Origin of the sequence: Vibrio fluvialis (assembly GCF_900460245.1) — a bacterium.
In the GTDB taxonomy this organism is placed as follows: Bacteria; Pseudomonadota; Gammaproteobacteria; order Enterobacterales; family Vibrionaceae; genus Vibrio; species Vibrio fluvialis.
Window position 1 is genome coordinate 12899 of the sequence record NZ_UHIP01000001.1, and the last position, 24717, is coordinate 37615.

The 24717-nt window shown below is 52.1% G+C and carries 23 protein-coding genes; 15 read left to right on the forward strand and 8 right to left on the reverse strand.

The annotated features are described in order from the left end of the window. Positions 1 to 26: 26 nt before the first annotated feature. The 3 genes from glnL to glnA all read right to left on the reverse strand — a co-directional run bounded on the left by glnL (position 27) and on the right by glnA (position 3324). Positions 27 to 1073, reverse strand: coding sequence for a nitrogen regulation protein NR(II) (gene glnL, locus DYA43_RS00060; protein ID WP_020329311.1), 1047 nt, complete (start codon positions 1071 to 1073; stop codon positions 27 to 29). A 136-nt stretch (positions 1074 to 1209) separates the two neighbouring features. After that, positions 1210 to 1740, reverse strand: a complete 531-nt coding sequence (locus DYA43_RS00065) for a DUF4124 domain-containing protein (RefSeq protein ID WP_061057123.1) — start codon at positions 1738 to 1740, stop codon at positions 1210 to 1212. A gap of 174 nt (positions 1741 to 1914) precedes the next feature. Continuing rightward, positions 1915 to 3324, reverse strand: a complete 1410-nt coding sequence (gene glnA / locus DYA43_RS00070) for a glutamate--ammonia ligase (RefSeq protein ID WP_020329313.1) — start codon at positions 3322 to 3324, stop codon at positions 1915 to 1917. Positions 3325 to 3828: 504 nt separating this feature from the next. Here glnA and typA point away from each other — a divergent pair. Together typA and DYA43_RS00080 are read left to right on the forward strand one after the other, a co-directional pair. Beyond that, positions 3829 to 5658 (forward strand): translational GTPase TypA, encoded by a 1830-nt coding sequence (gene typA / locus DYA43_RS00075; RefSeq protein WP_020329314.1) that lies wholly within the window; start codon positions 3829 to 3831, stop codon positions 5656 to 5658. Positions 5659 to 5732: 74 nt separating this feature from the next. Further along, the gene (locus DYA43_RS00080) at positions 5733 to 6281 is read left to right on the forward strand and encodes an AAA family ATPase (protein WP_061057124.1); all 549 of its coding nucleotides are present in this window, start codon (positions 5733 to 5735) and stop codon (positions 6279 to 6281) included. On the opposite strand, the gene DYA43_RS00085 is transcribed toward DYA43_RS00080, so the two are convergent. Beyond that, a complete protein-coding gene (locus DYA43_RS00085; protein ID WP_061057125.1) occupies positions 6271 to 6909 on the reverse strand; it encodes a DUF2959 domain-containing protein in 639 nt (212 codons plus the stop codon). The genes DYA43_RS00080 and DYA43_RS00085 overlap by 11 nt on opposite strands. Positions 6910 to 6971: 62 nt before the next feature. On the opposite strand from DYA43_RS00085, the gene DYA43_RS00090 reads away from it, so the two are divergent. From DYA43_RS00090 to DYA43_RS00100, 3 genes are read left to right on the forward strand one after another with little or no spacing between them, the layout of a single operon-like run. After that, positions 6972 to 7886: a virulence factor BrkB family protein gene (locus DYA43_RS00090; protein ID WP_038127848.1), complete on the forward strand. Its 915-nt coding sequence runs from the start codon at positions 6972 to 6974 to the stop codon at positions 7884 to 7886. Beyond that, positions 7858 to 8292, forward strand: coding sequence for a D-aminoacyl-tRNA deacylase (gene dtd, locus DYA43_RS00095; protein WP_061057126.1), 435 nt, complete (start codon positions 7858 to 7860; stop codon positions 8290 to 8292). Before DYA43_RS00090 ends, dtd begins: the two co-directional genes overlap by 29 nt. Before the next feature lie 36 nt (positions 8293 to 8328). Next, the gene (locus DYA43_RS00100) at positions 8329 to 9255 is read left to right on the forward strand and encodes a bifunctional GNAT family N-acetyltransferase/hotdog fold thioesterase (protein ID WP_020329320.1); all 927 of its coding nucleotides are present in this window, start codon (positions 8329 to 8331) and stop codon (positions 9253 to 9255) included. Here DYA43_RS00100 and DYA43_RS00105 read toward each other — a convergent pair. The 4 genes from DYA43_RS00105 to hslR all read right to left on the reverse strand — a co-directional run bounded on the left by DYA43_RS00105 (position 9252) and on the right by hslR (position 14523). After that, a complete protein-coding gene (locus DYA43_RS00105; RefSeq protein WP_061057127.1) occupies positions 9252 to 11150 on the reverse strand; it encodes an AsmA family protein in 1899 nt (632 codons plus the stop codon). The genes DYA43_RS00100 and DYA43_RS00105 overlap by 4 nt on opposite strands. Before the next feature lie 110 nt (positions 11151 to 11260). Then, complete coding sequence (pckA, locus tag DYA43_RS00110) at positions 11261 to 12889, reverse strand: phosphoenolpyruvate carboxykinase (ATP) (RefSeq protein ID WP_020329322.1); 1629 nt, start codon at positions 12887 to 12889, stop codon at positions 11261 to 11263. A 338-nt stretch (positions 12890 to 13227) separates the two neighbouring features. Then, complete coding sequence (hslO, locus tag DYA43_RS00120; protein ID WP_061057249.1) at positions 13228 to 14103, reverse strand: Hsp33 family molecular chaperone HslO; 876 nt, start codon at positions 14101 to 14103, stop codon at positions 13228 to 13230. Positions 14104 to 14136: 33 nt separating this feature from the next. Next, positions 14137 to 14523 (reverse strand): ribosome-associated heat shock protein Hsp15, encoded by a 387-nt coding sequence (gene hslR / locus DYA43_RS00125; RefSeq protein WP_020329324.1) that lies wholly within the window; start codon positions 14521 to 14523, stop codon positions 14137 to 14139. A gap of 266 nt (positions 14524 to 14789) precedes the next feature. Here hslR and gspC point away from each other — a divergent pair, with 266 nt between their 5' ends. The 10 genes from gspC to gspL are packed head-to-tail and all read left to right on the forward strand — an operon-like array spanning position 14790 to position 24712. After that, positions 14790 to 15635 carry a type II secretion system protein GspC gene (gene gspC / locus DYA43_RS00130; protein WP_206384234.1) on the forward strand — a complete coding sequence of 282 codons (846 nt, stop codon included), beginning with the start codon at positions 14790 to 14792 and terminating at the stop codon, positions 15633 to 15635. A gap of 35 nt (positions 15636 to 15670) precedes the next feature. Beyond that, positions 15671 to 17707, forward strand: a complete 2037-nt coding sequence (gene gspD / locus DYA43_RS00135; RefSeq protein WP_020329326.1) for a type II secretion system secretin GspD — start codon at positions 15671 to 15673, stop codon at positions 17705 to 17707. Beyond that, positions 17704 to 19215, forward strand: a complete 1512-nt coding sequence (gene gspE, locus DYA43_RS00140; RefSeq protein WP_061057129.1) for a type II secretion system ATPase GspE — start codon at positions 17704 to 17706, stop codon at positions 19213 to 19215. Before gspD ends, gspE begins: the two co-directional genes overlap by 4 nt. Continuing rightward, complete coding sequence (gspF, locus tag DYA43_RS00145) at positions 19215 to 20438, forward strand: type II secretion system inner membrane protein GspF (protein ID WP_061057130.1); 1224 nt, start codon at positions 19215 to 19217, stop codon at positions 20436 to 20438. Before gspE ends, gspF begins: the two co-directional genes overlap by 1 nt. A 37-nt stretch (positions 20439 to 20475) precedes the next feature. Beyond that, the gene (gene gspG / locus DYA43_RS00150; protein ID WP_020329329.1) at positions 20476 to 20919 is read left to right on the forward strand and encodes a type II secretion system major pseudopilin GspG; all 444 of its coding nucleotides are present in this window, start codon (positions 20476 to 20478) and stop codon (positions 20917 to 20919) included. Between the two features lie 54 nt (positions 20920 to 20973). Next, the gene (gspH, locus tag DYA43_RS00155; RefSeq protein ID WP_044363324.1) at positions 20974 to 21555 is read left to right on the forward strand and encodes a type II secretion system minor pseudopilin GspH; all 582 of its coding nucleotides are present in this window, start codon (positions 20974 to 20976) and stop codon (positions 21553 to 21555) included. Next, positions 21542 to 21898, forward strand: coding sequence for a type II secretion system minor pseudopilin GspI (gene gspI, locus DYA43_RS00160; RefSeq protein WP_024373339.1), 357 nt, complete (start codon positions 21542 to 21544; stop codon positions 21896 to 21898). The genes gspH and gspI overlap by 14 nt, the downstream gene beginning before the upstream one ends. Beyond that, on the forward strand, positions 21885 to 22532 hold the full coding sequence (gene gspJ, locus DYA43_RS00165) for a type II secretion system minor pseudopilin GspJ (protein ID WP_055453011.1): 648 nt from the start codon (positions 21885 to 21887) through the stop codon (positions 22530 to 22532). Before gspI ends, gspJ begins: the two co-directional genes overlap by 14 nt. After that, the gene (gspK, locus tag DYA43_RS00170; RefSeq protein ID WP_020329333.1) at positions 22522 to 23532 is read left to right on the forward strand and encodes a type II secretion system minor pseudopilin GspK; all 1011 of its coding nucleotides are present in this window, start codon (positions 22522 to 22524) and stop codon (positions 23530 to 23532) included. The genes gspJ and gspK overlap by 11 nt, the downstream gene beginning before the upstream one ends. Continuing rightward, a complete protein-coding gene (gene gspL / locus DYA43_RS00175) occupies positions 23501 to 24712 on the forward strand; it encodes a type II secretion system protein GspL (RefSeq protein WP_061057131.1) in 1212 nt (403 codons plus the stop codon). Before gspK ends, gspL begins: the two co-directional genes overlap by 32 nt. The last annotated feature ends 5 nt before the right edge of the window (positions 24713 to 24717 follow it).

Genomic DNA, 24717 nt, shown 5'->3' on the forward strand with positions numbered 1-24717 from the left:
TCTCATGGTGAGAATGGTCACGTCGTTCAAATCGGTAAATAAATCGTAAATGTTGTTCTTCCTGGCCAGCTTTCTACGTCTATTTTTCCATTGTGCTGGTCTATCAGGTTTTGCGAAATGGATAAGCCGAGCCCGGTTCCTCCCTCACGGCCGCTGACCATGGGGTAGAACAAGGTGTCCTGCAGTTCTAGCGGAATGCCCGGACCGTTATCAATAATTTCGATTCTGGCCACCAACTTATGTCGCTGGCCGTGAATATTGGCTTGGTGCACTGTTCTGGTGCGCAGAGTAATCACGCCATGTGGCTGGTTGGCGAGAATCTGCGCTGCGTTACTGACAATGTTCAATAGCGCCTGCTCAATCTGGTAGGTGTCCATCATGATGTTGGGCAGGCTAGGATCGTAATCACGTTCAATATGCAGATCGGCACTGCCTTCCAGTTCGACCAACTGGCGTACTTTTTCCAGAATCAGGTGTAAATTTTCGGAGGTTTTTTTACCCGGCTTTTGCGGCCCCAGCAGGCGATCGACCAGAGCGCGCAGGCGATCGGCTTGCTCGATAATGATTTGGGTGTATTCGGTCAGGCTCTGGTCGGGCAGCATGCGTTCAAGTAACTGAGCTGCACCGCGCAGGCCTCCGAGCGGATTCTTGATTTCATGAGCCAGGCCACGCACCAACAGCTTAGCGGCTTGTTGCTGTGCATGCTGGTTGAGTTCCTGAGTCAGACGGCGCTGCTGGCCTATCTTGCGCATTTCAACCAGCAACATCAGTTCTTTCTGCCACGACAGCGGGCTGACGGTAACTTCCAGCATCAGCGGCTTGCCATCCACCACAAACGTCACGTCGCTGTCGGTGATGCTTTGTCCGCTCTGTAGCGGTTGGGAGAGTAGCGCCAGATCCATCGAAGCGTGTTGAATCAGCTTGGAGAGCGGTTGATTAATGATGCGTTTGGCACTTTGTGAGAACAACTGCTCGGCGGCGGGATTGGCATAACGCACACACAGGGTTTCATCCAGCATTAAAGTGGCGGTTACAACGTTGTTCAGTATCGTTTCGCTTAGCTCTGCGCTCACAGGTTCGTCCTTGTCCGTGTTCCAAAATGATGCAATGCACAATATTGGTGCATTGATTTTGTCAAGTATGGCGCAACGGAGCACAAAGAAAAAGTCAGAGACTGTTGGAAATCGAGCTATTTAGTGCAGATCTTGCCTAATTCACGGACGCTCGATGTAAATGCACCGTTACAAATAGAGACGATGCAATAACCTTGCCGTTTCCAAACGCCTGAATTGAAAAGGTATGCGACCCGCGTTCAATATTTTTCAGCTCCCACACCGTTTTGGTGCTGGGCGCACCATAAGGTTTGCCATCCATGACGAGCTGCAGGTGTTCGGAGACTCCAAGTGAGCGGTTCAGCTCGGCCGCGACGGTGATTTGCCCCTGATTATTGCGGATGGTTTGGTCTGGCTGGGGAGAAGTCAGGTGGATTTGTAACGCGACAGGCGTTGCTTTGTTCGCTTTCGGTGCAGGCAGGTCAATAGGTTGAGCGGCTTCGTAGCTGGGTTCTGGCGCAGATGCGTCATAATCGGGCAACTGAAGAGTCTGGGCTTGTGTATCGGCCGGAGCATCACTGAAGTGAACAACGCCATGTTCATCTTCCCATGTGTAAACGCTTTGTGCGTAAAGCCATTGGGGCACAATGAGCAGCAACGATAAGCATAAACCTGAAAAACGTTTCATCTTCCACCTCACGAGTTTGTGGGTTCGCCAAGACGCGGAGTCACTGGTTCGATACTGAGTATGTAACGTTCATGTTAAATGCCTTCATCACGGGCCCAAATACGAAAAAGGCCCGCCTGCGAGGCGAGCCTGATTTTCGTGTGTAACCTGCGTTACGCTTACAAAGAATAAGACTTATACAGAGTAGTACAGTTCGAATTCTAGTGGGTGTACTGCAACGTTCACGCGCTCTACATCTTTCGTTTTCAGTTCGATGTAAGAGTTGATGAAATCATCAGAGAATACGCCACCTGCAGTCAGGAACTCGCGGTCATCGCTCAGGCACTGCAGCGCTTGTTGCAGTGATTCAGCAACTTTTGGAATCTCTGCCGCTTCTTCAGCTGGAAGATCGTACAGGTCTTTATCCATTGCTTCGCCTGGGTGGATCTTGTTCTTAATACCGTCAAGACCAGCCATCAGCATTGCTGCAAACGCCAAGTATGGGTTCGCTGCTGGATCTGGGAAGCGAACTTCGATACGACGTGCTTTAGGGCTTGGTACCACTGGGATACGGATAGACGCTGAACGGTTACGTGCAGAGTAAGCCAGCATGACAGGCGCTTCGTAGTGTGGAACCAGACGCTTGTATGAGTTGGTCGATGGGTTAGTCAGTGCGTTCAGTGCACGTGCGTGCTTGATGATACCACCGATGTAGTAGATCGCCATTTCAGACAGGCCGCCGTACTTGTCGCCAGCGAACAGGTTAACGCCGTCTTTCGCCAGAGATTGGTGTACGTGCATACCAGAACCGTTGTCGCCAACCAGTGGTTTAGGCATGAAAGTCGCTGTTTTGCCGAATGCGTGAGCAACGTTATGAACAACGTACTTGTAGATTTGGATTTCGTCCGCTTTGCTGGTCAGTGTGTTGAAACGTGTTGCGATTTCGTTCTGACCTGCAGTTGCTACTTCGTGGTGGTGTGCTTCAACAACCAGACCCATTTCTTCCATGATCAGACACATTGCTGAACGGATGTCTTGAGATGAGTCAACTGGCGCTACTGGGAAGTAACCGCCTTTCACACCTGGACGGTGACCTTTGTTACCGTCTTCGTAGTCAGTACCTGTGTTCCAAGCTGCTTCTACGTCATCGATCTTGAAGAAAGAACCTGACATGTCAGTAGAGAATTTCACGTCGTCAAACAGGAAGAATTCTGGCTCTGGACCTACCAGAACAGTATCTGCGATTCCAGTAGAACGCATGTACTCTTCCGCGCGTTTTGCGATAGAACGTGGGTCACGGTCGTAGCCTTGCATTGTTGCAGGCTCAAGAATGTCACAACGGATGTTCAGCGTTGCGTCTTCTGTGAATGGGTCAAGCACAGCTGATGATGCATCTGGCATCATTACCATGTCTGATTCGTTGATACCTTTCCAGCCAGCAACTGATGAACCATCGAACATTTTACCTTCTTCGAAGAAGTCTGCGTCGATTTGGTGAGCAGGAATTGAGATGTGCTGCTCTTTACCTTTTGTGTCTGTGAAGCGTAGGTCAACAAACTTAACTTCGTTTTCTTGGATCAGCGATAGTACGTTTTCTACTGACATCTTGGATAACCTCCAGTGTTAATAAAGCGGTTTGGGCTCGAATCAAAGTGAAACCAGCATTGATTAATGTCTGAACTACTACTTAATCTGTGCTGAATTCATATTAGCTAGAATCGTGCCAATTTCTTAAGTCCTAAAAATTCAATGCTTTGCATAAGATTGGCTCTTTTTGGTGCTTTCCGTTGCACCAATAAGATCCCTTGTTGCACCTTGTTGGTGCGTTATCGGTTTCACTGCACCAATATCTATCAAAGCGAACACTATTCAGCCGATAATTTGTAGGGTTGTCAATTGGCATTTCCGTCCAGTATGCCGCGGTTTGTTTTAAATCAATTTGACGGCTAGGCTCTAAAGGAGCGAAATTCAGCGTGACAGATCACATATTCCTAGGTTTTTCGCCAAAATCTGGTACATTATTGGCCGTTTTTTGAACCAAACTCAGGTACCGGTTTTGCCTACGCGCGGAAGCGGACCATTTTGTGTAATTAAGTGAAGCAAAACTCCATGGCTACTCCACAGATTGAAAAATTAAGAAACATCGCGATCATCGCGCACGTTGACCACGGCAAAACGACCCTGGTGGATAAACTACTCCAGCAATCAGGCACGTTAGAGTCGCGCGGTGATGTTGAAGAGCGAGTCATGGACTCGAACGACATTGAAAAAGAGCGCGGCATTACCATCCTGGCGAAGAACACCGCTATCAACTGGAACGACTACCGTATCAACATCGTAGACACTCCGGGACACGCGGACTTCGGTGGTGAAGTTGAACGTATCATGTCAATGGTTGACTGTGTTTGTCTGATCGTTGATGCGGTTGACGGCCCAATGCCACAAACTCGTTTCGTAACCCAAAAAGCGTTTGCTCACGGTCTGAAACCAATTGTTGTTATCAACAAAATCGACCGCCCTGGCGCGCGTCCTGACTGGGTAATGGATCAGGTATTTGACCTGTTCGACAACCTAGGTGCAACGGATGAACAGCTGGACTTCCAAGTGGTTTACGCATCAGCTCTGAACGGCTGGGCAACGTTGGAAGAAGGCGAAACTGGCGAAAACATGGAACCGCTGTTCCAAGCCATCGTTGATAACGTAGAGCCTCCTCAAGTTGACCTTGAAGGTCCGCTGCAAATGCAAATTTCTCAGCTGGACTACAGTTCATACGTTGGTGTTATCGGTGTTGGCCGTGTGACTCGCGGTACGGTAAAACCAAACCAGCAAGTGACCGTTGTGAGCGCTGATGGCAAAAAACGTAACGGCAAAGTTGGTACTGTTCTGGGTTACCTGGGTCTGCAACGTTCTGAAACAGAACAAGCGACGGCGGGCGACATCGTTGCGATCACCGGTCTTGGCGAACTGAAAATTTCAGACACCATCTGTGACGTGAACTGCATCGAAGCGCTGCCACCACTGAGCGTTGACGAACCAACGGTAACCATGACTTTCCAGGTAAACACTTCTCCGTTTGCGGGTAAAGAAGGTAAGTTCGTGACTTCACGTAACATCCTTGAGCGTCTGGAAAAAGAACTGGTTCACAACGTTGCACTGCGTGTTGAGCAAACGGACGATCCAGATAAATTCCGCGTATCAGGCCGTGGTGAACTTCACCTGTCTATCCTGATCGAAAACATGCGCCGTGAAGGTTTCGAACTGGCGGTATCTCGTCCAGAAGTAATCCTGAAAGAAGAAAACGGCCAACTGATGGAACCGTTTGAAACGGTAACTATCGACGTGTTGGAAGAGCACCAAGGCGGCATCATGGAGAAAATCGGTCTGCGTAAAGGCGAACTGAAAGACATGTCTCCAGATGGCAAAGGTCGTGTACGTCTAGACTTCGTGATGCCATCACGCGGCCTGATCGGCTTCCAGACGGAGTTCATGACCCTGACTTCAGGTTCTGGTCTGCTGTACCATACCTTTGACCACTACGGCCCACACAAAGGCGGTAACATCGGCCAACGTGTGAACGGCGTACTGATTTCGAATGCAACCGGTAAAGCACTGACTTACGCTCTGTTTAACCTGCAAGAGCGTGGCCGTCTGTTCACTGAACACGCGGACGAAGTTTACGAAGGTCAAATCGTGGGTATTCACAACCGTTCGAACGACCTGACAGTAAACTGTCTGAAAGGTAAACAGCTGACGAACGTACGTGCATCAGGTACCGATGAAGCTCAGGTTCTGACTCCAGCAATCAAATACACGCTAGAGCAAGCGCTTGAGTTTATCGATGACGATGAGCTGGTAGAAGTTACGCCACAAAGCATCCGTATTCGTAAACGTCACCTGACTGAAAACGATCGTAAACGTGCATCTCGCGACGCAAAATAATCGTTGAACGAATAGAATTGAGCCCTCGGCGGTAACGCTGGGGGCTTTTTTTATGCATTTGATAAGGAGCGAATGTGAAACCCATCATCATCACTGGCGGTCCGGGCGCCGGCAAAACCACTCTGATTGACGCGTTAGCACAGGCGGGTTTGGCAACGTTTCCCGAAGTGTCGCGCACCTTGATTGAGCAAGAGAGTGCGAAGCCGAATGGCATATTGCCGTGGCACGATTTAGCAGGATTTGCTCAATTGTGTCTGGTCGCGATGAGTGAGCAAAAACGGAATGCGGACAAAGAGCCATTGGCGTTTCTCGACCGCGCGATTCCTGACATTTGTGGTTATCTGCAGGCGGCGGATATTGAACCGGGTCTGCATTATGTACAGGCCAGTCAGGGCTATTTCCCGACCGTGTTTGTGTGTCGGCCACACGCCGCCATTTATGTGCAGGATGATGTGAGACCTTATCCATTTGAGCAAGCATTGGCGATTCATGAACAGTTAGTGATGACTTACATACAACTGGGTTATCACTGTGTTGAGGTGCCGTTTGATGCGGTCAGCGAGCGAGTGCGCTTTGTGCTGCGCGCTGTGGAGCACGCAGCATCATGCCACGCTACTGTTTGAGATGGGTGAGGAACTGATCCGATTCTTTAATCGCGGCGTTCATCTGCGTGATCGCGGTGCGAATATCCTGCTCTAAGGTCGCAAATTCACCTTGCAGTGAACCCACCGCGCTGGCATTGAGGTTATGCTTCAGATACAGAGTATTATCGCGCAGGGTGTTGAGCACTGGTGTCATCTTTTGCTCGGCGCGTTTCATCGCTTTAAGCATCGTCTGATATGAAGTTTTGGTGGTGTTGAGTTTCTGCTCACTGGCACGGCGCAGTTTGCTGCTGGTGTAAAGCGCAAGCTCACCTTGCCATTCTTCAAACAAGGCATCGGCAACGTCTTCAATCGCGGCAATGCGCTCATGCACATCGGCAGCTGCTGCTTCGCTTTGTTGGTACTGATCGTTGATGCGCTCATAGGCGCTTTCCAGTTCGCCACCATCAAATTGCGTGAATGCCGACAGGGCTTCCAGTGCGCTGGTCAGCTCCTGCTGTGCGTCTTTTTGTGACTCTTGGGCGGCCTCGACACGGTCAACCATAATGTCGCGTTTGTGATAACCGACCTTTTCCATCGCCGAATAATAGGCGCTTTGACAGCCTGTCAGGGTAAAGATCGATAAGAAGATGGCCAACAGGTAAGGCATCATGAGCTCCTTTCTATTAAAATGAAGGCGTTAGCATGGCTTAGTCGCATGGGAGAGACAAGTTGAAAATCCAATCTTTGGTTAAGGATAGCGTATTGTTCGGGCGTTATTTGTTGGTGCGTATGGGCCACGACCGAGTCAATGTGAATGCCGGATACCTCGCGTACATCACGCTGTTGTCGATTGTACCAATGTTGACCGTATTGCTGTCGATCCTCTCTTCCTTCTCCATTTTTGAAAACGTCGGTGATGTGGTTCAGGATTATGTGATTACCCACTTCGTGCCCGCGGCTGGGGATGCGGTGCGTAACGCGCTGACAGAGTTCGTCACCAATACCGGCAAAATGACTGCAGTGGGTGGTATGTTCCTGTTTGTCGCAGCGCTGACGCTGATTTCGAATATCGATAAGAACCTCAACTACATCTGGCGGGTACGTAAGAAACGCCGCATGGTGTTTTCGTTTTCAATGTACTGGATGATCCTCACGCTGGGACCAATTCTGGTCGGTGCCAGTATTGCGGTCACCTCGTACATCACGTCGCTCAAACTGCTCGACAGCGAAGCACTGACTGGTGCCTTCAACTTCTTCCTGCGTCGCCTGCCACTGTTGCTGTCGTTTTCTGCGTTTGCCGGGTTATATCTGTTGGTGCCGAACAAAAAAATTCATTTTCTGCATGCTATCGCTGGCGCATTTGTCGCTGCTATTCTGTTTGAGCTGAGTAAAAAAGCCTTTGCGGCCTACATTACTCAGTTCCCTTCTTATCAGTTGATATACGGGGCGCTTGCCGCGATTCCCATTCTGTTTGTTTGGGTGTATTTATGTTGGCTGATTGTGTTGATCGGGGCCGAAGTGACCGCTGCGCTCGGTGAGCGTGAGTACTGGAGTGACGACCCAGACGTGGTACACTCACTGCCTCAAACTCAGCACAAACAAGAAGGAAACCAAAGTGATAGCCTTGATTCAACGGGTGAGTGAAGCGGCAGTCCGCGTGGAGGGCGAAATCGTCGGTGAGATTAACCATGGCCTGTTAGTGCTGCTTGGGGTTGAACGTGATGATGATGAAGCCAAAGCCAAACGCCTGATGGAACGAGTGACCGGCTATCGTGTGTTTGAGGATGATGCAGGCAAAATGAACCTCAGCGTCAAAGATGTCGGGGGCAGTGTGCTGGTGGTCTCGCAGTTTACCTTGCCTGCGGATACGAAAAAGGGCACCCGTGCCGGCTTTTCACGTGGCGCGCACCCACAAGAGGCGCAGCGTCTATACGACTATTTTTCTGATTTGTGTGCACAGGTTTTGCCGACAGAGCGTGGACGTTTTGCGGCCGACATGAAAGTGTCACTCATCAATGATGGCCCGGTAACCTTCTGGTTGCAGGCTTAAATTTCGGCTCCTTGTGAGCTTTCGGGAACGGACTCTATGTTTAAACTTATTACGCCGAAAACGGATAATCAGCTCAATAAGTATTACCACTTCCGCTGGCAGTTGCTGCGCGAGCCGTGGCGTATGCCGATTGGCTCAGAGCGTGATGAATATGACGCGATGAGCCATCACCGCATGATTGTCGACAGTCGGGGACGGCCAATCGCGATTGGTCGCCTGTATATCACCCCGGATAACGAAGGCCAGATCCGCTACATGGCGGTCAAAGCCAGTCGTCGCGCCAAGGGTATGGGCTCGCTTGTGCTGGTGGCTCTTGAATCTCTGGCGCGTCAGGAAGGGGCGAAACGCTTGGTGTGTAACGCTCGTGAAGACGCGATCAAATTCTATGAGAAAAATGGTTTTGAGCGCCGCGGTGAACTGACCGATGAGCGCGGCCCGGTACGCCATCAGCAGATGGTCAAACCGCTCGACCCGATGGCCAATGTGCTGCGTAAACCGGAGTGGTGTACCGAGCTTCAGGAGCGCTGGGCGGCGCACATTCCGATCAGCGAAAAAATGGGGATCAAAGTGCTGCAGTACACGGGCTATCAGTTCCAGTGTGGCGCGCAGCTTAACCCGAACCTCAATCCCCACAACACCATGTTTGCGGGCTCTGCCTTTACGCTGGCGACGCTGACTGGCTGGGGGATGGCGTGGCTGCTGATGCGTGAGCGTAACCTGGAAGGAGATATTGTGCTGGTCGACAGCCGTATCCGTTACCGCCATCCGGTGGTACACAACCCGGTGGCGTCGACGTCACTGGATGGCATTAGCGGCGATTTGGACCGCCTGGCCTCCGGGCGCAAAGCGCGCATTGTGGTTAACGTGAATATTTCGAGTGGCGATAACGACGCCGTGGAGTTCATCGGCACTTACATGCTGATCCCGAACTACCAAGCTATTTTGGAAAATGCGCGCGGCTAAGGGGCTAGCACGCACGCTTTGTCCGAACCTTTCTCCTCGCGCTGTTGATTGCGCAGCAGATCAAAATGCTGAGTATCGCAGCGCTGAGTCACCTCCAGTTCCAACATCCCTTGTTTGGGTTCAACCAAATCAATGTCACCGTGCAGGCGGGCATTGAGCGTTGGGCCGGACAGCGGCGTCTCATGCAGTGACAGGCGACCGCGGTCGGCGTTCAGTCTCAGCCCGTCGAGTGAGAAAGGCTGTACCACCAATGCATCAGAGTTCTTCATCACCAAAGTGCCATCGCGCAAATTGAGGTTCAGTTCGCCGCTGAGTGAGTGAGCCAGCATCGGATAGTCGCCCGCAAGGCCATCGGCGGCCAAATCGATTTCGGCCAAGGCATCGACTTTCAATGGCAGAGGCAGCCATTGGCCGAGTTGAGTGAGCGGCACGCCGTCCCCATGCAAATTGATGTTCCATGGCGCGCTGGCTGCGTCAAATGCCCAGTTGGCAGTGGCATCCACATAACCGTTCTCCAACGGCAGGAACGCGCGCTCAAGCTGCCAGTGTGCCTCTTTGCTGCTCATCTCCACCACACCTTGGCTACTGACGAGCGAACCGATACTGGCGCTGTTGGCGCTGATGCTCAGTTTCCCATTCCACAGGCCCCAACGGCCATTGCGATTGAGCTCGGTATTGCGTCCTTCAACATTCAGGCCAGAGAGTTGCCAAAACGGCTTATGAGTCAGTTGGATCAATTGCAGGTTGTTGAGATCCCATTGATCAATGGTCAGATTTTTCAGCGCAGGAAGATCGCTGTCTAGCCACGCCCAATCCTGTTGCTGCTCGGCAAACCATTTGATGCCGCGTGCGGTTAACTGGTGAAGATGGATGCCGGAGGGCTGAATGTCACCACTGAGCTGAATGCTGCCTTGCAGCAGTTCGGTGGCAAAATCACTGATGGTGATGTTGCCCGGGCGAAACTCGAGCTTAAACGTCGGTTCAATCCATTGCAGTCCATGCCAGTCCGCGGATTCGGCGTTGAGTGACAGGTAGCCACTGTCTTGCTGCCACAGTGACTGATCGATCGTCAGGTTCTCCAGCGACAGCGCGAGGTTGGTCAGTTTGGTCTCACCCAACTGCCAATTGCTGCTCAGCACATCGAGGCTGTTGATGTGGTGAAGATAAGGCTTGGCCAGCTGCCACCACGGCGCGCTCAGCGTAGACAGATCGTCTTTCAGGTCCAGCTTGCTGATGGTGACGTTGACCAGCGACCAACCGGCCGGATACTGCTCTGCCTGACCAGAAAACTCGCCGCCGCGCCATTGAAACGAGGCGCCGTAAACGGTGCTGTCCTGTGCTTTGTAATCGGCATCGATCAGTACATTGTTGAGCGCTTCACCTTGCCAGTAAAACTGTTCGGCTGAGAGTTGCAGTTCGCCGTAAGGCAGCCACTGTTTGGCGTTGTTCCAGATAGGCTTTTTGACCTGTAAATTGACGCCGCGTGCAATCAGGCCGTGATTGGCGAAATCGATATTGTGCAGCGCCAGTTGATTGAGTTGCAGTTGGGCAAGAAAATCATTGTCTGGCAAGCCATCGGAAAAGTTGGCACCATCGAGCAGTACGCTGTCGATCACCCATTTGTCCTGATGAAACAGTTGCGGGCTGAGCCAGATATCCACTTGTTGAAAGCTCAAGGGGTTGGCGCTGGTTTCCAGCGTCACATTGTGCAGGCGGAAATGGAGTGGGTATTCGTAATCGAGCTCACTGAAGGTCAGTTTTTCGGGCCACAGATGCTCGGTCAGCCACTGCGCAGACGGTGTCAGGTAACGGGTGTGCATGATGCCGAATGCGACCAGCGTCAGTGCCAGCAGCAGCGCAACCAATCCAACCCCGAGAGCAAGCAGCTTTTTCATAATTCCCTGATGCGATGACCGTCCTGAAAGTCCACAGCTTGGAGTAAATTGGCGCTGGCTTCAACAAAAAAAGCCCCTCAAAAGAGGGGCTTGCTACTGAGTTATCAGTTTTAGTCCAGTTGAGGACCTGCCGCAACCAGCGCTTTACCTTCCGCGTTGTCGGTGTACTTAGCAAAGTTGTTGATAAAGCGAGAGGCCAAATCTTTAGCTTTGCTTTCCCATTGTAGTGGGTCGGTATAAGTATCACGTGGGTCAAGGATTGCAGGATCTACGCCTGGCAGCGCTGTTGGGACTTCCAGGTTGAAGATAGGAATGTGCTTGGTTTCGGCTTGTTCGATTGAACCATCCAGAATTGCATCAATGATGCCACGGGTATCTTTAATCGAGATACGTTTGCCCGTGCCGTTCCAGCCCGTGTTAACCAGGTAAGCTTCCGCACCAGCGGCTTCCATGCGTTTCACCAGCACTTCGGCGTACTTGGTCGGGTGTAGCGTCAGGAACGCTGCGCCGAAACAAGCAGAGAAGGTTGGCGTTGGCTCGGTAATGCCGCGTTCAGTACCGGCCAGTTTGGCTGTAAAGCCAGACAGGAAGTGGTACTTGGTTTGTTCCGGCGTCAGTTTAGACACTGGAGGCAGCACGCCGAATGCATCGGCAGACAGGAAGATCACTTTGTTCGCGTGACCGCCTTTGGAGACGGGTTTAACGATGTTGTCGATGTGGTAAATCGGGTAAGAAACACGGGTGTTCTCGGTTTTTGAACCATCATCGAAATCGATCGAGCCATCAGCGCGGACAGTCACGTTTTCCAGCAATGCATCACGACGAATCGCGTTGTAGATGTCTGGCTCGGCTTCTTTCGATAGCTTGATGGTTTTCGCGTAGCAACCGCCTTCGAAGTTGAAGACGCCATCGTCGTCCCAGCCGTGCTCATCGTCACCAATCAGCGCGCGTTTTGGATCGGTCGACAGAGTGGTTTTACCGGTACCAGACAGACCAAAGAACACAGCGACGTCGCCATCTTTGCTCATGTTGGCACTACAGTGCATTGACGCGATGCCTTGCAGCGGCAGGAAGTAGTTCATCATCGCGAACATACCTTTTTTCATCTCGCCGCCGTACCAAGTACCGCCAATCAGTTGCATTTTTTCGGTCAGGTTGAATACGGTGAAGTTTTCAGAGTTCAGACCGTGTTCCTGCCATTTATCGTTGGTGCATTTCGCGCCGTTCATGACCACGAAATCCGGTTTGAACGTTGCCAGCTCTTCTTCAGAAGGACGGATGAACATGTTCTTCACGAAGTGAGCCTGCCATGCGACCTCAGTAATAAAGCGTACGCACAGACGGGTATCAGCGTTCGCGCCACAGTAGCCATCGACCACAAACAGACGCTTGCCGGACAATTGCTTGCCAACCAGCGCTTTCAGATCGTTCCACACGGCCTGATTGATCGGTTTGTTGTCGTTTTTCGCTTGTTCAGACGTCCACCACATGTTTTCTTCGGTAGTGGCGTCTTTAACGATGAATTTGTCTTTTGGTGAGCGGCCAGTGAAGATGCCGGTATCAACGGCCACTGCACCCAGTTCAGTGACTACGCCTTTTTCGTAGCCTTCCAGATCTGAGCGAGTTTCTTCTTCGAATAACAATTCGTAACTTGGGTTTCGCACCACTTCAGTTACATCGGTTATTCCGTATTGGGTAAGATCTAATTGTGCAGCCTTAGTATGTTCCATAACGGTCATAGGTGCTCCTTATAAGGATTTTGTAGGGATTTTTAATAATGTTTGTAATTGTTATCTGCTCACCATGCTAGCAACGGGGTGGGGAAAAAACAGGGAGATAGTTCAAAAATTATCCACGCTTTCCCTGTGGTTTTAGGTAACCCGTCACATATTGTTGGCTGGGGTATTTTATCGCGCACGCAAACCATTGCGCCAGACCAAAGGGATTATTATTCCAAAGAAATTAAGTACGGCGTACGGTGAGTGTAACTATTGATTTTATTGGGTTTTGATCACAAAAAAAGCCAGCATAATGCTGGCTGTAGTGGTAAATTTTCGTGCTTGTTAAACCCGATAAATTAATGCAGGGTTTTGTTCTCTGAGCTATCTTGTGCGAACAATTCAGCCACTTGCGCGGAATCGAACGAGTAAGTGGTGCCGCAATAGTCACAATGCAGAGCGACAAAACCTTCTTCTGCCAGAATCTCGTACACCTCGTCACGCGAGAGGGTTACGATCGCTGCGGCGCTGCGCTCACGAGAACAACCGCACTGGAATTGAACTGGTTGAGGTTCGAATACTTTCACTTTTTCCTGGTTGTACAGGCGGTACAGCAGCTCATTGGCTTCCAGTGTGAACAGCTCTTCATCCTTCACCGTATTGGTCAGTTGCTCCAGGTGCTCGAAATCTTCCGGAGTGCCTGTGCCGTCGGGCATGATTTGTAGAAGCATGCCGGCAGCGTGAGGTTTGCCTTCCTGTTCACCAACGCGAATCCACAGGCGGGTTTTCAGCTGTTCTGAACGCAGGAAGTAACCTTCCAGTACTTCAGCCAGATTGTCACCTTCCAGGCCAACCACGCCCTGATAGCGCTCGCCCTGTTTCGGTTCAATGGTGATCACCAGATAGCCGCTGCCCATCATATCGTGTAGTCCTGCGTCATCGGCAATATCGCCTTCCCAGCGAGCCACACCACGTACTTTCTGGTTGTTGTCACCGTTAATCACAGCCAGTGAAACCGGGCCGTTGCCTTGCAGTTGCAGGGTAATCGAGCCTTCAAACTTCAGCGTAGCCGTCAGCAGTGAGGTCGCAACCAAAAGCTCACCCAACAGTTTCTGTACTGGAGCTGGGTATTCCTTGCTGGTAATCATGTGTTGGTACGTTTCATCCAGTTGCACCAACTCGCCACGTACTGAAAGATCTTCAAATAGGTAGCGGTTTAACGTGTTTTTCGACACTGAGCTTGTAGTCATAAGGAATAGTCCGGCTCTTTATTGATGTTTAAATTTTAGAAGATCGCGGCGCTGTTTTTTATCCGGGCGGCGATCCGGGGCTGGGTTGGTGGCGTTGAGTTTACGCGCCAGCGCCATGCGCTCGCGTTTCACCACGCTTTCAGCCGTTTCTGAATACAGGGTCTGAGCTTCCGGTGCGCCACGTCTCTGTTCGGAAACGCGTTCAATTACAACGGTTTTTTCTTCGTTGCCTTGGCGCAGGGTAATGATCGCACCGACTTCGACCAGCTTACTTGGTTTTGTTCGCTGGCCATTATAGTGAACTTTGCCACCATCGACCATATTCCGCGCCAGCGAGCGAGTTTTGTAAAATCTTGCGGCCCACAACCATTTATCGAGTCGAACCGCTTCAGATGGGGAACTCATGCTGGCAAATTACCTCTAATGTGTTTATTTCGCTTTTGGCTTGCTGGTTACAATGGTGATTGCATGTCAGTTTTTCAAGCAAGTCGACAATTTAATCGTAAGTTAAAAGAAGTCCGCGAAGCTTGTGATATATTGCTATATTTTATATAAGGTCCTGAATTAAAAGGCTCCTACTGATAAAAAACATGACGTTAGCGCAACAATTTAGGAATGAAGGACACAGAGTGGAGCGTATCAATTTACAACAACTGACATCCGGGGATTGGATGCAGCGTTTTCCACATTGGCAAAAGCCGCTCAGTTTGTGGGTCACTTTGATTTGCATCGCATTGTCTGCGTGGATCGTCGGCAAAATGGTTTGGATGCTGCACAGTGAACAGACGACGGTCGCCGCATGGTCAGCCAATGCGTCGGCTCAGCCCAAAACCAACAGTGGCATGGACATCAGCGTATTGCAGAAAGGCGATCTGTTCGGACATTACAACGACCAGACGCCACCTCCGGCGCCTGTCAAAGTCGACGCGCCTAAAACCCGTTTAAACCTGGTGCTGGTGGGCGTTGTTGCGAGTTCTGAGCCGAGCCAGAGTTTGGCGGTGATTGCCAATCGTGGGTCTCAGGCAACGTATGGTCTGAATGAAGTGATTGAAGGCACGCGAGTAAAACTCAAAGCGGTGATGCCGGATCGGGTCATTATTGATAATTCTGGCCGGGATGAGACCCTGATGCTGGAAGGAATAGACTATTCTAAAGTCAGTGCCCAACCTGCCGCAGCACCAACCCGAACAGCCAAAGACACGCCCGTGGAAGATAAACTCGACGCGATTCGCGCCGCGGTCGCCAAAAACCCCCGCGAAATTTTCCAATACGTCACGCTCTCCCAGTTGAAGCAGGATGACAAAATTCTGGGCTACCGTGTCAGCCCGGGTAAAGACCCGGCACTGTTTGAGTCAGTGGGATTACAGAACGGCGATATCGCCACACAATTAAATGGTCTGGATCTGACGGATCCGGACGTGATGAGCAAGGTCTTTGAGTCGATTACGGATTTGACCGAGATTAACCTCACAGTAGAACGAGATGGACAGCAACATGACATCTATATTCAGTTTTAACATCAAAGTGTCAGCAAACGTTGAGGGAGTATTCTGTGAAGCATTGGCTTAACAAAAGTGCATGGCTGTTAGCCGGAAGTTTATTGGCAACGCCGTTAGCACTGGCGAATGAATTCAGCGCCAGCTTTAAAGGCACGGATATTCAGGAATTCATCAACATTGTCGGCCGCAACCTCGAGAAAACCATTATTGTTGACCCTTCTGTACGAGGCAAAGTGGATGTCCGCAGCTACGATACGTTGAATGAAAAGCAGTACTACAGCTTTTTCCTCAATGTTCTCGAAGTGTACGGCTTCGCGGTGGTTGAAATGGACAACGGCGTGCTGAAAGTCATCAAGGCGAAGGATGCCAAAACGTCCGCCATTCCGGTTCTGGGCGATAATGATCGCGCCAACGGCGACAACGTCATCACTCAGGTAGTGGCGGTCAAAAACGTATCAGTGCGTGAACTCTCGCCGCTGCTGCGTCAGCTGATTGATAACGCAGGCGCGGGTAACGTGGTGCATTACGACCCGGCTAACATCATTCTGATCACTGGCCGCGCGGCGGTGGTTAACCGTCTGGCGGACATTATTCGTCGTGTCGATCAGGCTGGTGATAAAGACATCGAAGTGGTTGAGCTTAAAAATGCGTCGGCGTCTGAAATGGTGCGTATCGTTGAAGCGCTCAATAAGGCCAACGACGCGAAAAATACGCCGGAATTCCTGCAGCCGAAATTCGTCGCCGACGAGCGAACCAATTCAATTCTGATTTCCGGTGACCCGAAAGTGCGTGAACGTCTCAAACGTCTGATCAGACAGCTGGATGTTGAGATGGCGACCAAAGGCAATAACCGCGTGGTGTACCTCAAATACGCCAAAGCGGAAGACCTGGTCGATGTGCTCAAAGGCGTGTCGGATAACCTGCAGGCCGATAAGCAAAATGGCCAGAAAGGCGCCACAGCGTCCGGGGGCGGCCAGCGTAATGACGTGATGATTGCTGCGCATGCTGAAACCAACTCACTGGTGATCACGGCGCCGCAGGACATCATGAACGCGATTCTGGATGTGGTTGCACAACTGGATATTCGTCGTGCTCAGGTCCTAATTGAAGCGCTGATCGTCGAAATGTCGGAAGCAGACGGTATTAACCTAGGCGTGCAGTGGGGCTCTTTGGAAAGCGGCTCTGTGGTGCAGTTCAGCAACAGCGGCGCTTCGATCGGTAATGTGATGGTCGGTCTGGAAGAAGCCAAAGATCAGACCACGACCGAGTACTACTATGACTCAAGCGGCAACCGTCGTCCTTATACCAGTACCGAATCGGGTGATTACACCAGCCTCGCGTCAGCACTCTCCGGCATCAATGGTGCTGCGGTCAGCGTGCTGATGGGCGACTGGACCGCACTGATCAGCGCGGTATCGACCAACTCCAACACCAACATCCTGTCATCGCCAAGCATCACCGTGATGGATAACGGCGAAGCGTCGTTCATCGTCGGTGAAGAAGTGCCGGTGATTACTGGCTCAACATCGAGCTCAAATAACGATAATCCGTTTCAGACGGTGGATCGTAAAGAGGTCGGTATCAAACTCAAAGTGGTACCACAAATCAACGAAGGCGATTCCGTACAGCTGTCGATTGAACAGGAAGTTTCCAACGTACTGGGTGCGAATGGCGCGGTCGATGTGCGTTTTGCCAAACGTCAGCTCAATACTTCTGTCATGGTACAGGATGGTCAGATGCTGGTGCTGGGTGGCTTGATTGATGAGCGTACGGCTGAAAGCGAATCCAAAGTGCCACTGCTGGGCGACATTCCGATTCTGGGCCATCTGTTCACCTCAACCAGTACTCAGGTTGAGAAGAAAAACCTGATGGTCTTTATCAAGCCAACCATCATCCGCAACGGCGTAACCGCCGATGGTATTACGCAGCGTAAATACAACTACATTCGCGCTGAACAACTGTTTAAAGCGGATAAAGGCTTGAAACTGATGGAAGACAGCAACATTCCGGTGCTGCCGAAATATGGTCAGGATCGCCTGCATCAACCTGAAATTCAGGCATTTATTGAACAAATGGACGAGAAGCAATGACGGAAGTGGTAGCAGCGCAAGTGGCCCGTAATCTGGTTCGCCGTTTGCCGTTTAGCTTCGCGAACCGCTACAAGATTGTGCTGGAATGGCACGATGGCCTAGAGACGCCGACGGTCTATTACGTGGCTCCGATGTCGATGGCGCCGCTGGCTGAGGTCCGCCGCGTGGTCAAAGGCAGACTGACCTTAGTCGAGCTGCCAGCGAACGAGTTTGAAAGCAAACTGACTCAGGTGTACCAGCGTGATTCGTCGGAAGCCCGTCAGTTAATGGAAGACATCGGTGCCGACAGCGATGATTTCTTCTCGATAGTGGAAGAATTGCCACAAAACGAAGACCTGCTCGAATCGGAAGACGATGCGCCCATCATTAAACTGATTAACGCCATGCTCGGCGAAGCGATCAAAGAAGGCGCATCCGATATTCATATCGAGACGTTTGAGAAAGCGTTGTCGATTCGTTTTCGTGTCGACGGTGTACTGCGTGAAGTGTTGTCGCCGAGCCGCAAGCTCTCGCCGCTGCTGGTGTCGCGGGTCAAAGTCATGGCTAAGCTCGATATTGCAGAAAAACGCGTCCCGCAGGATGGCCGGATTTCGCTGCGCATTGGTGGTCGTTCGGTGGATGTGCGGGTGTCAACCATGCCCTCATCCCATGGCGAACGGGTGGTTATGCGTCTGCTCGACAAAAACGCGACCCGTCTGGATCTGCACAGTTTGGGAATGACCGAGCGTAACCACGACAACTTCCGCCATCTGATTGAACGCCCGCACGGCATTTTGCTGGTTACCGGCCCGACGGGTTCGGGTAAATCGACCACGCTGTATGCTGGTTTGCAGGAGCTCAACAGCAACGAGCGCAATATTCTGACCGTCGAAGATCCGATCGAATTCGATATCGACGGCATTGGCCAGACTCAGGTTAACCCGAAAGTGGACATGACCTTTGCCCGCGGGTTGCGTGCTATTTTGCGCCAGGACCCGGATGTGGTGATGGTGGGGGAGATTCGCGACCTGGAGACTGCGCAGATTGCCGTACAGGCGTCGCTGACTGGTCACCTGGTGATGTCAACGCTGCACACCAATACTGCGATTGGCGCGGTGACGCGTCTGCGCGATATGGGCATTGAACCATTTCTGATTTCTTCATCGCTGCTGGGCGTATTGGCTCAGCGTCTGGTACGTACCCTGTGCCCGGACTGTAAAGTGCCGTATGAAGCGGATAAAGAGCAGCGTAAGTTGTTCGATTTGAAGAAAAAAGATGAGCTGATCTTATACAAAGCGCATGGCTGCGAGAAATGTAACTTCAAAGGCTATCGTGGCCGGACCGGGATCCATGAACTGGTGCTGGTGACGGATGAAGTTCAGGCGCTGATTCACGCCGAAGCGGGTGAACAGGCGATTGAAAAGCTGGTGCGCGAAACCACACCGAGCATTCGCGACGATGGCCTGGAAAAAGTGCGTCTGGGCGTGACCTCGCTTGAAGAAGTGATGCGCGTGACCAAGGAGTCCTGATGGCCGCGTTTGAATACAAAGCGCTGGATGCTCGTGGCAAACAGAAAAAAGGTGTCTTGGAAGGCGACAATGCGCGTCAGGTGCGCCTGCGTCTCAAAGAGCAGGGGCTGGTGCCGGTCGAGGTCGTCGAAACCAAAGTCAAAGCGGCTAAGGCGCAGAGTGCCAGTCTCGGTTTCTCCCGTCGTGGTATCAGCACGCCGGATCTGGCGCTGCTGACGCGTCAGCTTTCAACGCTGGTACAGTCGGGTATGCCGCTGGAAGAGTGTCTGCGCGCGGTGTCCGAGCAGTCTGAGAAACCTCGTATTCGCAATATGCTGGCGGCGGTACGCTCCAAAGTCACCGAAGGTTATACGCTGGCAGACAGTATGGCGGATTACCCGCAGGTGTTTGATGAGCTGTTTCGCTCCATGGTGGCTGCCGGGGAAAAATCCGGTCATCTTGATTCGGTGCTGGAGCGTCTGGCGGATTATGCAGAAAACCGCCAGAAACTGCGTTCCAAACTGCTACAGGCAATGCTGTATCCGATTGTACTGGTGGTATTTGCAGTCTGTATCGTGGCGTTTCTGCTGGCCGCAGTGGTCCCGAAAATTGTCGGCCAGTTTATTCAGATGGGGCAGGAACTGCCGAAATCGACTCAGTTTCTGCTCTCGGCCAGTGATTTTGTGCAGCATTGGGGTATCCAGTTGGTGATTGCGCTGATGCTGGTGGTCTACCTGTGCCGCTGGCTGCTGCGTAAGCCGGATGTGCGCCTGAACTGGGATCGCCGAGTGATTCACATGCCGGTCATCGGCAAAATTGCCCGCGGCCTGAACACCTCGCGTTTTGCGCGCACGCTGTCCATCTGTACCTCCAGTGCCATTCCTATTCTCGATGGTATGCGCGTGGCGGTCGATGTCATGACCAATCAGTACGTCAAACAGCAAGTGCTGGCGGCGGCTGAGAACGTGCGTGAAGGTTCGAGCCTGCGTAAAGCGCTCGATCAGACCAAACTGTTTCCTCCGATGATGCTGCACATGATCGCCAGTGGCGAGCAGAGTGGTGAGCTGGAAAGCATGCTCACGCGCGCGGCCGATAACCAGGACACCAACTTTGAATCCACGGTCAATATTGCGCTGGGGATTTTCACTCCGGCACTGATCGCGCTGATGGCAGGTCTGGTGCTGTTTATCGTCATGGCAACGCTGATGCCTATTCTTGAAATGAATAACTTGATGAGCCGCTGAGTCGGCTCAACTTCGCCTTGTTTAACATGGAGTCTTTATGAACAAAAAAGTAAACAAACAGTCTGGTTTTACCTTGCTGGAAGTGATGGTCGTGGTGGTGATTCTGGGTATTCTGGCCAGCTTCGTTGTTCCTAATCTGTTAGGTAACAAAGAAAAAGCGGACCAACAGAAAGCGATTACGGACATCGTGGCACTGGAAAATGCACTCGATATGTACAAACTGGACAACAACGTTTACCCAACCACCGACCAAGGGCTTGACGCGCTGGTCAACAAACCATCCAGTCCTGAGCCGCGCAACTACCGTGCCGGTGGCTACATTAAGCGTCTGCCAAAAGATCCTTGGGGCAACGATTACCAATACCTGAGCCCGGGTGATAAAGGCACGATTGACGTCTTTACGCTGGGTGCGGATGGTCAGGAAGGCGGTGAAGGAACCAGTACCGATATCGGTAACTGGAACCTGCAGGATTTCCAATAAGGTCGGTAGGGCGGTTCTGCCGCCCGGTGATGTATGACGAGTTGCGACGGTGTGATGAAGTGCAAACGCGGGTTTACCCTGCTGGAAATTCTGCTGGTGTTGGTGCTGTTGTCAATGAGTGCCGTGGCAGTGATTGCCACGTTGCCTTCGAAACAGAACGACGACGCCAAAGAAGTCGCGGAAAGCCTTTATCAGCGTCTGCAACTGCTGAATGAAGAAGCGATCCTCAGCGGGCTTGATTATGGCCTGCGCGTGGATGAAAAAACGCACCAACTGCATTTTCTCAGTCTGAATGAGAAAGGCTGGCAGCGGCTGAATAAGTCCGGTTTTGCTTCGATGTTAGCGCTGAAAGAGGGTCTGGCGATGCAGTTTTTGCCAGGCGGCGATGTCTGGCAGGACAAAGATCGACTGTTCAAACCCGGCTCGCTGTTTGATGAAGAGATGTTTGCCGCGAAGGAAGACGAGAAGAAAGTGCGTCCGCCGCAGGTGTTTATTCTGTCCAGCGGTGAGCTGACCCCGTTTACGCTTGATGTCTTCGCAACCGGGGATAACCCGGAGAAAGGGTGGCAGGTGCGTGTGCAGGATAATGGTGAAATTCGCCTGCTGGCGCCGGGAGAGCACAATGCGAAGCGCTAAGCGAGGGTTTACTCTGCTGGAAGTGCTGGTCGCACTGGCCATTTTTGCCACCGCGGCCATCAGTGTCATGCGCGCCGTGAGCCAGCACATCAATACCATCAGCTATCTGGAAGAGAAAACCTTTGCGGCGATGGTGGTGGATAATCAAATGGCCAATGTCATGCTGGCGAATACCACGCCACAGGCACGGGAAGGGACGCAGCAACTGGCAGGACGCACCTGGTACTGGAAAGTCACGCCAGTGAAAACCAGTAACGATATTCTGGCGGCGTTTGACGTCAGTGTTGCGACTGAGAAAAAAGCCGCTCCGGTGGTCACGGTGAGAAGTTATGTGGCGAAATAACGCTGGACGTCAGCGCCGCCTGCGCGGCTTCACCCTGATTGAAGTGCTGGTGGCAATGGCCATTTTTGCCAGTCTGAGTCTTGCGGCGTATCAGGTGCTGAATCAGGTGCAGCGCAGCAACAGTTTGTCTGCTGAGCGCGAAGCCCGCCTGAGCGAGCTGCAACGTGCCGTGGTGATGATGGATGCCGATTTTCGTCAGATGGCGCTGCGCCGCTTTCGAACCAATGGCGAAGAGCCGGGCGAAAAAATGCTGCTGTGGAGTGACTATCTGCTCGACTCTGACAGCAAAGGCGTGCTGTTTGTGCGTTTGGGGTGGCATAACCCGCAGCAACAGTTTCCGCGTGGCGAAGTTGCTAAGGTTGGCTATCGTATAAAAGATGGCGTGCTTGAACGGTTGTGGTGGCGTTATGCCGACACGCCCGTGGCCCAAGAGCCTGTCGTAATGCCGCTGCTGACTCAGGTTGAATCCTGGTCGATGAAGTTTTATCACAAAGGGGAGTGGCTGGATGAATGGGATGCCAAAAACGCCATTCCGCAGGCCGTATCGATCACGCTGACACTGAAAGATTACGGTCAGATTGAACGCATCTACCTGACCACGGGTGGTCAGTTGGGAGATGGCAATGATTCGTAACCAGCGTGGTGTTGCCCTGATTATCGTTCTGCTGCTGCTTGCGATCATGGTTTCCATCGCCGCAACGATGTCGCAACGTATGTTTACTCAGTTCCAGCGTACGGGTCACCAGCTCAATTATCAACAGGCATACTGGTACAGCGTCGGGGTGGAAGCGCTGGCCAGAGCGGCGATTGAGCAGAGCCTGAAAGATAACGATGTGGTGAGTCTTAATCAGCCATGGGCGCAGAAAGACCGCCGCTATCCGCTGGATTATGGTGAAGTGGTGGGCAGCATTACCGACAAGCAGGCGTGTTTTAACGTCAATGTGTTTGCCAGTGAACAAGCCGTCAATACCGGCACCAGCCAGCCTTATGTTTATCGCGTGTGGCGCGCATTGCTCGATGATCTCGACATCGATAATTACCAGGCTGAAACCATTGCCGATTCGACCTGGGATTACATCGACAGCAACGACAGCGTCAACGCGTCGAGCGGGGTCGAAGACAGTTACTACGAGTCGATGTCGCCCGCGTATCTGGCGGCCAACTCGCTGCTGGCCGATGCCAGCGAGCTGCGGGCAGTCAATCAGGTCAGTGGCGATGTGATGCAGAAATTATTGCCGTATGTGTGTGCGTTGCCAGTCGATGACTGGCGGCTCAACATCAATACACTGGCACCGGATCAGGCCAAACTGCTGGCCGCGATGTTCAGCCCGGCGCTGAGCGACGCCAATGCCAAAACGGTATTGGAAAACCGACCGTTTGATGGTTGGAGCAGTGTCGATAACTTTCTGGCGGAAGCCCAGATAGCAGCGGTGGACAGCGCAATACGTGATGAAGCCAAAGCGTATCTGGCTGTAGATAGCCAATATTTTGAACTGGATGCGCAGGTGAAAGTGGACGAGTCCCGCGTGCGTGTCCGGAGCCTGTTTTATAGTAATGAACAAGAAACTGCAACGGTGATACGCCGTCGCTTTGGAGGAATCAGTGAGCGAGTTTCTGACCGTTCGGCTGAGTAGTCAACAAGATGCCACCATTCCCTGGTTGGTGTGGTCGCCTCAGCAGCAGGCGGTGATCGCCAGCGGAGAAGTGGCTGGTTTGGATCAGTTGGAAGAACTGACCCCGTATGCGGCTCAGCGCTCGACGTTGCTGTTGTTAGCGGCCAGTGATGTGGTACTGACGCAAGTCGATATTCCATCGGGCGCCAGCCGACAACTGGAATCGATGCTGCCGTATTTGGTGGAAGATGAGATTGCGCAGGATGTCGATGAGCTGCATTTCAGCGTATTGAACAAAAGTGGTGGCGTGGCCTCGGTTGCCGGGGTAGATCGCCAATGGTTGCAATCGTGCCTCGACACTCTGAAAGCCCTCCAGTTTGATGTGAAACGCGTCCTGCCGGATGTACTCGCGCTGCCACAGGCCGAAGGCATGGCTGCGGTGCAACTGGGCGATGAATGGCTGGTGCGTAAGGGCGAGTTTTCAGGCCTGAGCGTGGAAGCTCAATGGTTGCCGCTGTTCAGTCAGTCGGATTGGGTGCGTGATGGTGATGCCTGGCTGCCGTTAACGGCCTACACGCCGCTACCTGAGCTCACGCTGGCAGAAGGTCAGGATTGGCGCAGCGAGCCTTCTGAGCTGGTGATGCAGGTCCTGACACAGGAAGCATTGCGCAGCAAAATGACCTTGCTGACTGGAGAATTCACGCCGAAATCTTCCTGGTCTAAATACTGGCTGGTGTGGCGCAAAGCGGCCATTGCCGCCGGGTTACTGCTGGTGGTATCGATGGGATATCGCCTGGTTGAAGCTTATCAATATGAAACGACCGCACAGACTTACCGTGCGGAAAGTGAACGCATTTTCCGAGTCATTTTCCCTGATAAGCAGCGCATTCCGACCGTCAGCTATTTAAAACGCCAAATGAGCGATGAACTGGCGATGTTATCCGGAGGCAGCAGCGGTGAGCATGTGTTGGGCTGGCTGAGCAAGTTGCCGGATACTCTGCGCAGTATCAGCGCGCTGCAGGTGCAGAGCCTGCGTTTTGATGGCGATCGCGGCGAAGTGCGCCTGGAAGCAACCAGTAAAGATTTCCAGACCTTTGAGCAAGCACGGGTGAAGTTCGAAGAGAACTTTGCGGTTGAGCAAGGGCAACTGAGCAAAAATGGCGAATTAGTGGTGGGGTCGTATGTCCTCAAACGCAAATAGGGGCA

Coding starts and splice junctions, on each gene's coding strand:
- DYA43_RS00065 (WP_061057123.1), bottom strand. CDS start 1,740: ATGAAACGTTTTTCAGGTTTATGCTTATCGTTGCTGCTCATTGTGCCC.
- glnA (WP_020329313.1), bottom strand. CDS start 3,324: ATGTCAGTAGAAAACGTACTATCGCTGATCCAAGAAAACGAAGTTAAG.
- typA (WP_020329314.1), top strand. CDS start 3,829: ATGGCTACTCCACAGATTGAAAAATTAAGAAACATCGCGATCATCGCG.
- DYA43_RS00085 (WP_061057125.1), bottom strand. CDS start 6,909: ATGCCTTACCTGTTGGCCATCTTCTTATCGATCTTTACCCTGACAGGC.
- DYA43_RS00100 (WP_020329320.1), top strand. CDS start 8,329: ATGTTTAAACTTATTACGCCGAAAACGGATAATCAGCTCAATAAGTAT.
- DYA43_RS00105 (WP_061057127.1), bottom strand. CDS start 11,150: ATGAAAAAGCTGCTTGCTCTCGGGGTTGGATTGGTTGCGCTGCTGCTG.
- pckA (WP_020329322.1), bottom strand. CDS start 12,889: ATGACCGTTATGGAACATACTAAGGCTGCACAATTAGATCTTACCCAA.
- hslR (WP_020329324.1), bottom strand. CDS start 14,523: ATGAGTTCCCCATCTGAAGCGGTTCGACTCGATAAATGGTTGTGGGCC.
- gspC (WP_206384234.1), top strand. CDS start 14,790: ATGCAGCGTTTTCCACATTGGCAAAAGCCGCTCAGTTTGTGGGTCACT.
- gspE (WP_061057129.1), top strand. CDS start 17,704: ATGACGGAAGTGGTAGCAGCGCAAGTGGCCCGTAATCTGGTTCGCCGT.
- gspF (WP_061057130.1), top strand. CDS start 19,215: ATGGCCGCGTTTGAATACAAAGCGCTGGATGCTCGTGGCAAACAGAAA.
- gspG (WP_020329329.1), top strand. CDS start 20,476: ATGAACAAAAAAGTAAACAAACAGTCTGGTTTTACCTTGCTGGAAGTG.
- gspH (WP_044363324.1), top strand. CDS start 20,974: ATGAAGTGCAAACGCGGGTTTACCCTGCTGGAAATTCTGCTGGTGTTG.
- gspI (WP_024373339.1), top strand. CDS start 21,542: ATGCGAAGCGCTAAGCGAGGGTTTACTCTGCTGGAAGTGCTGGTCGCA.
- gspJ (WP_055453011.1), top strand. CDS start 21,885: ATGTGGCGAAATAACGCTGGACGTCAGCGCCGCCTGCGCGGCTTCACC.
- gspK (WP_020329333.1), top strand. CDS start 22,522: ATGATTCGTAACCAGCGTGGTGTTGCCCTGATTATCGTTCTGCTGCTG.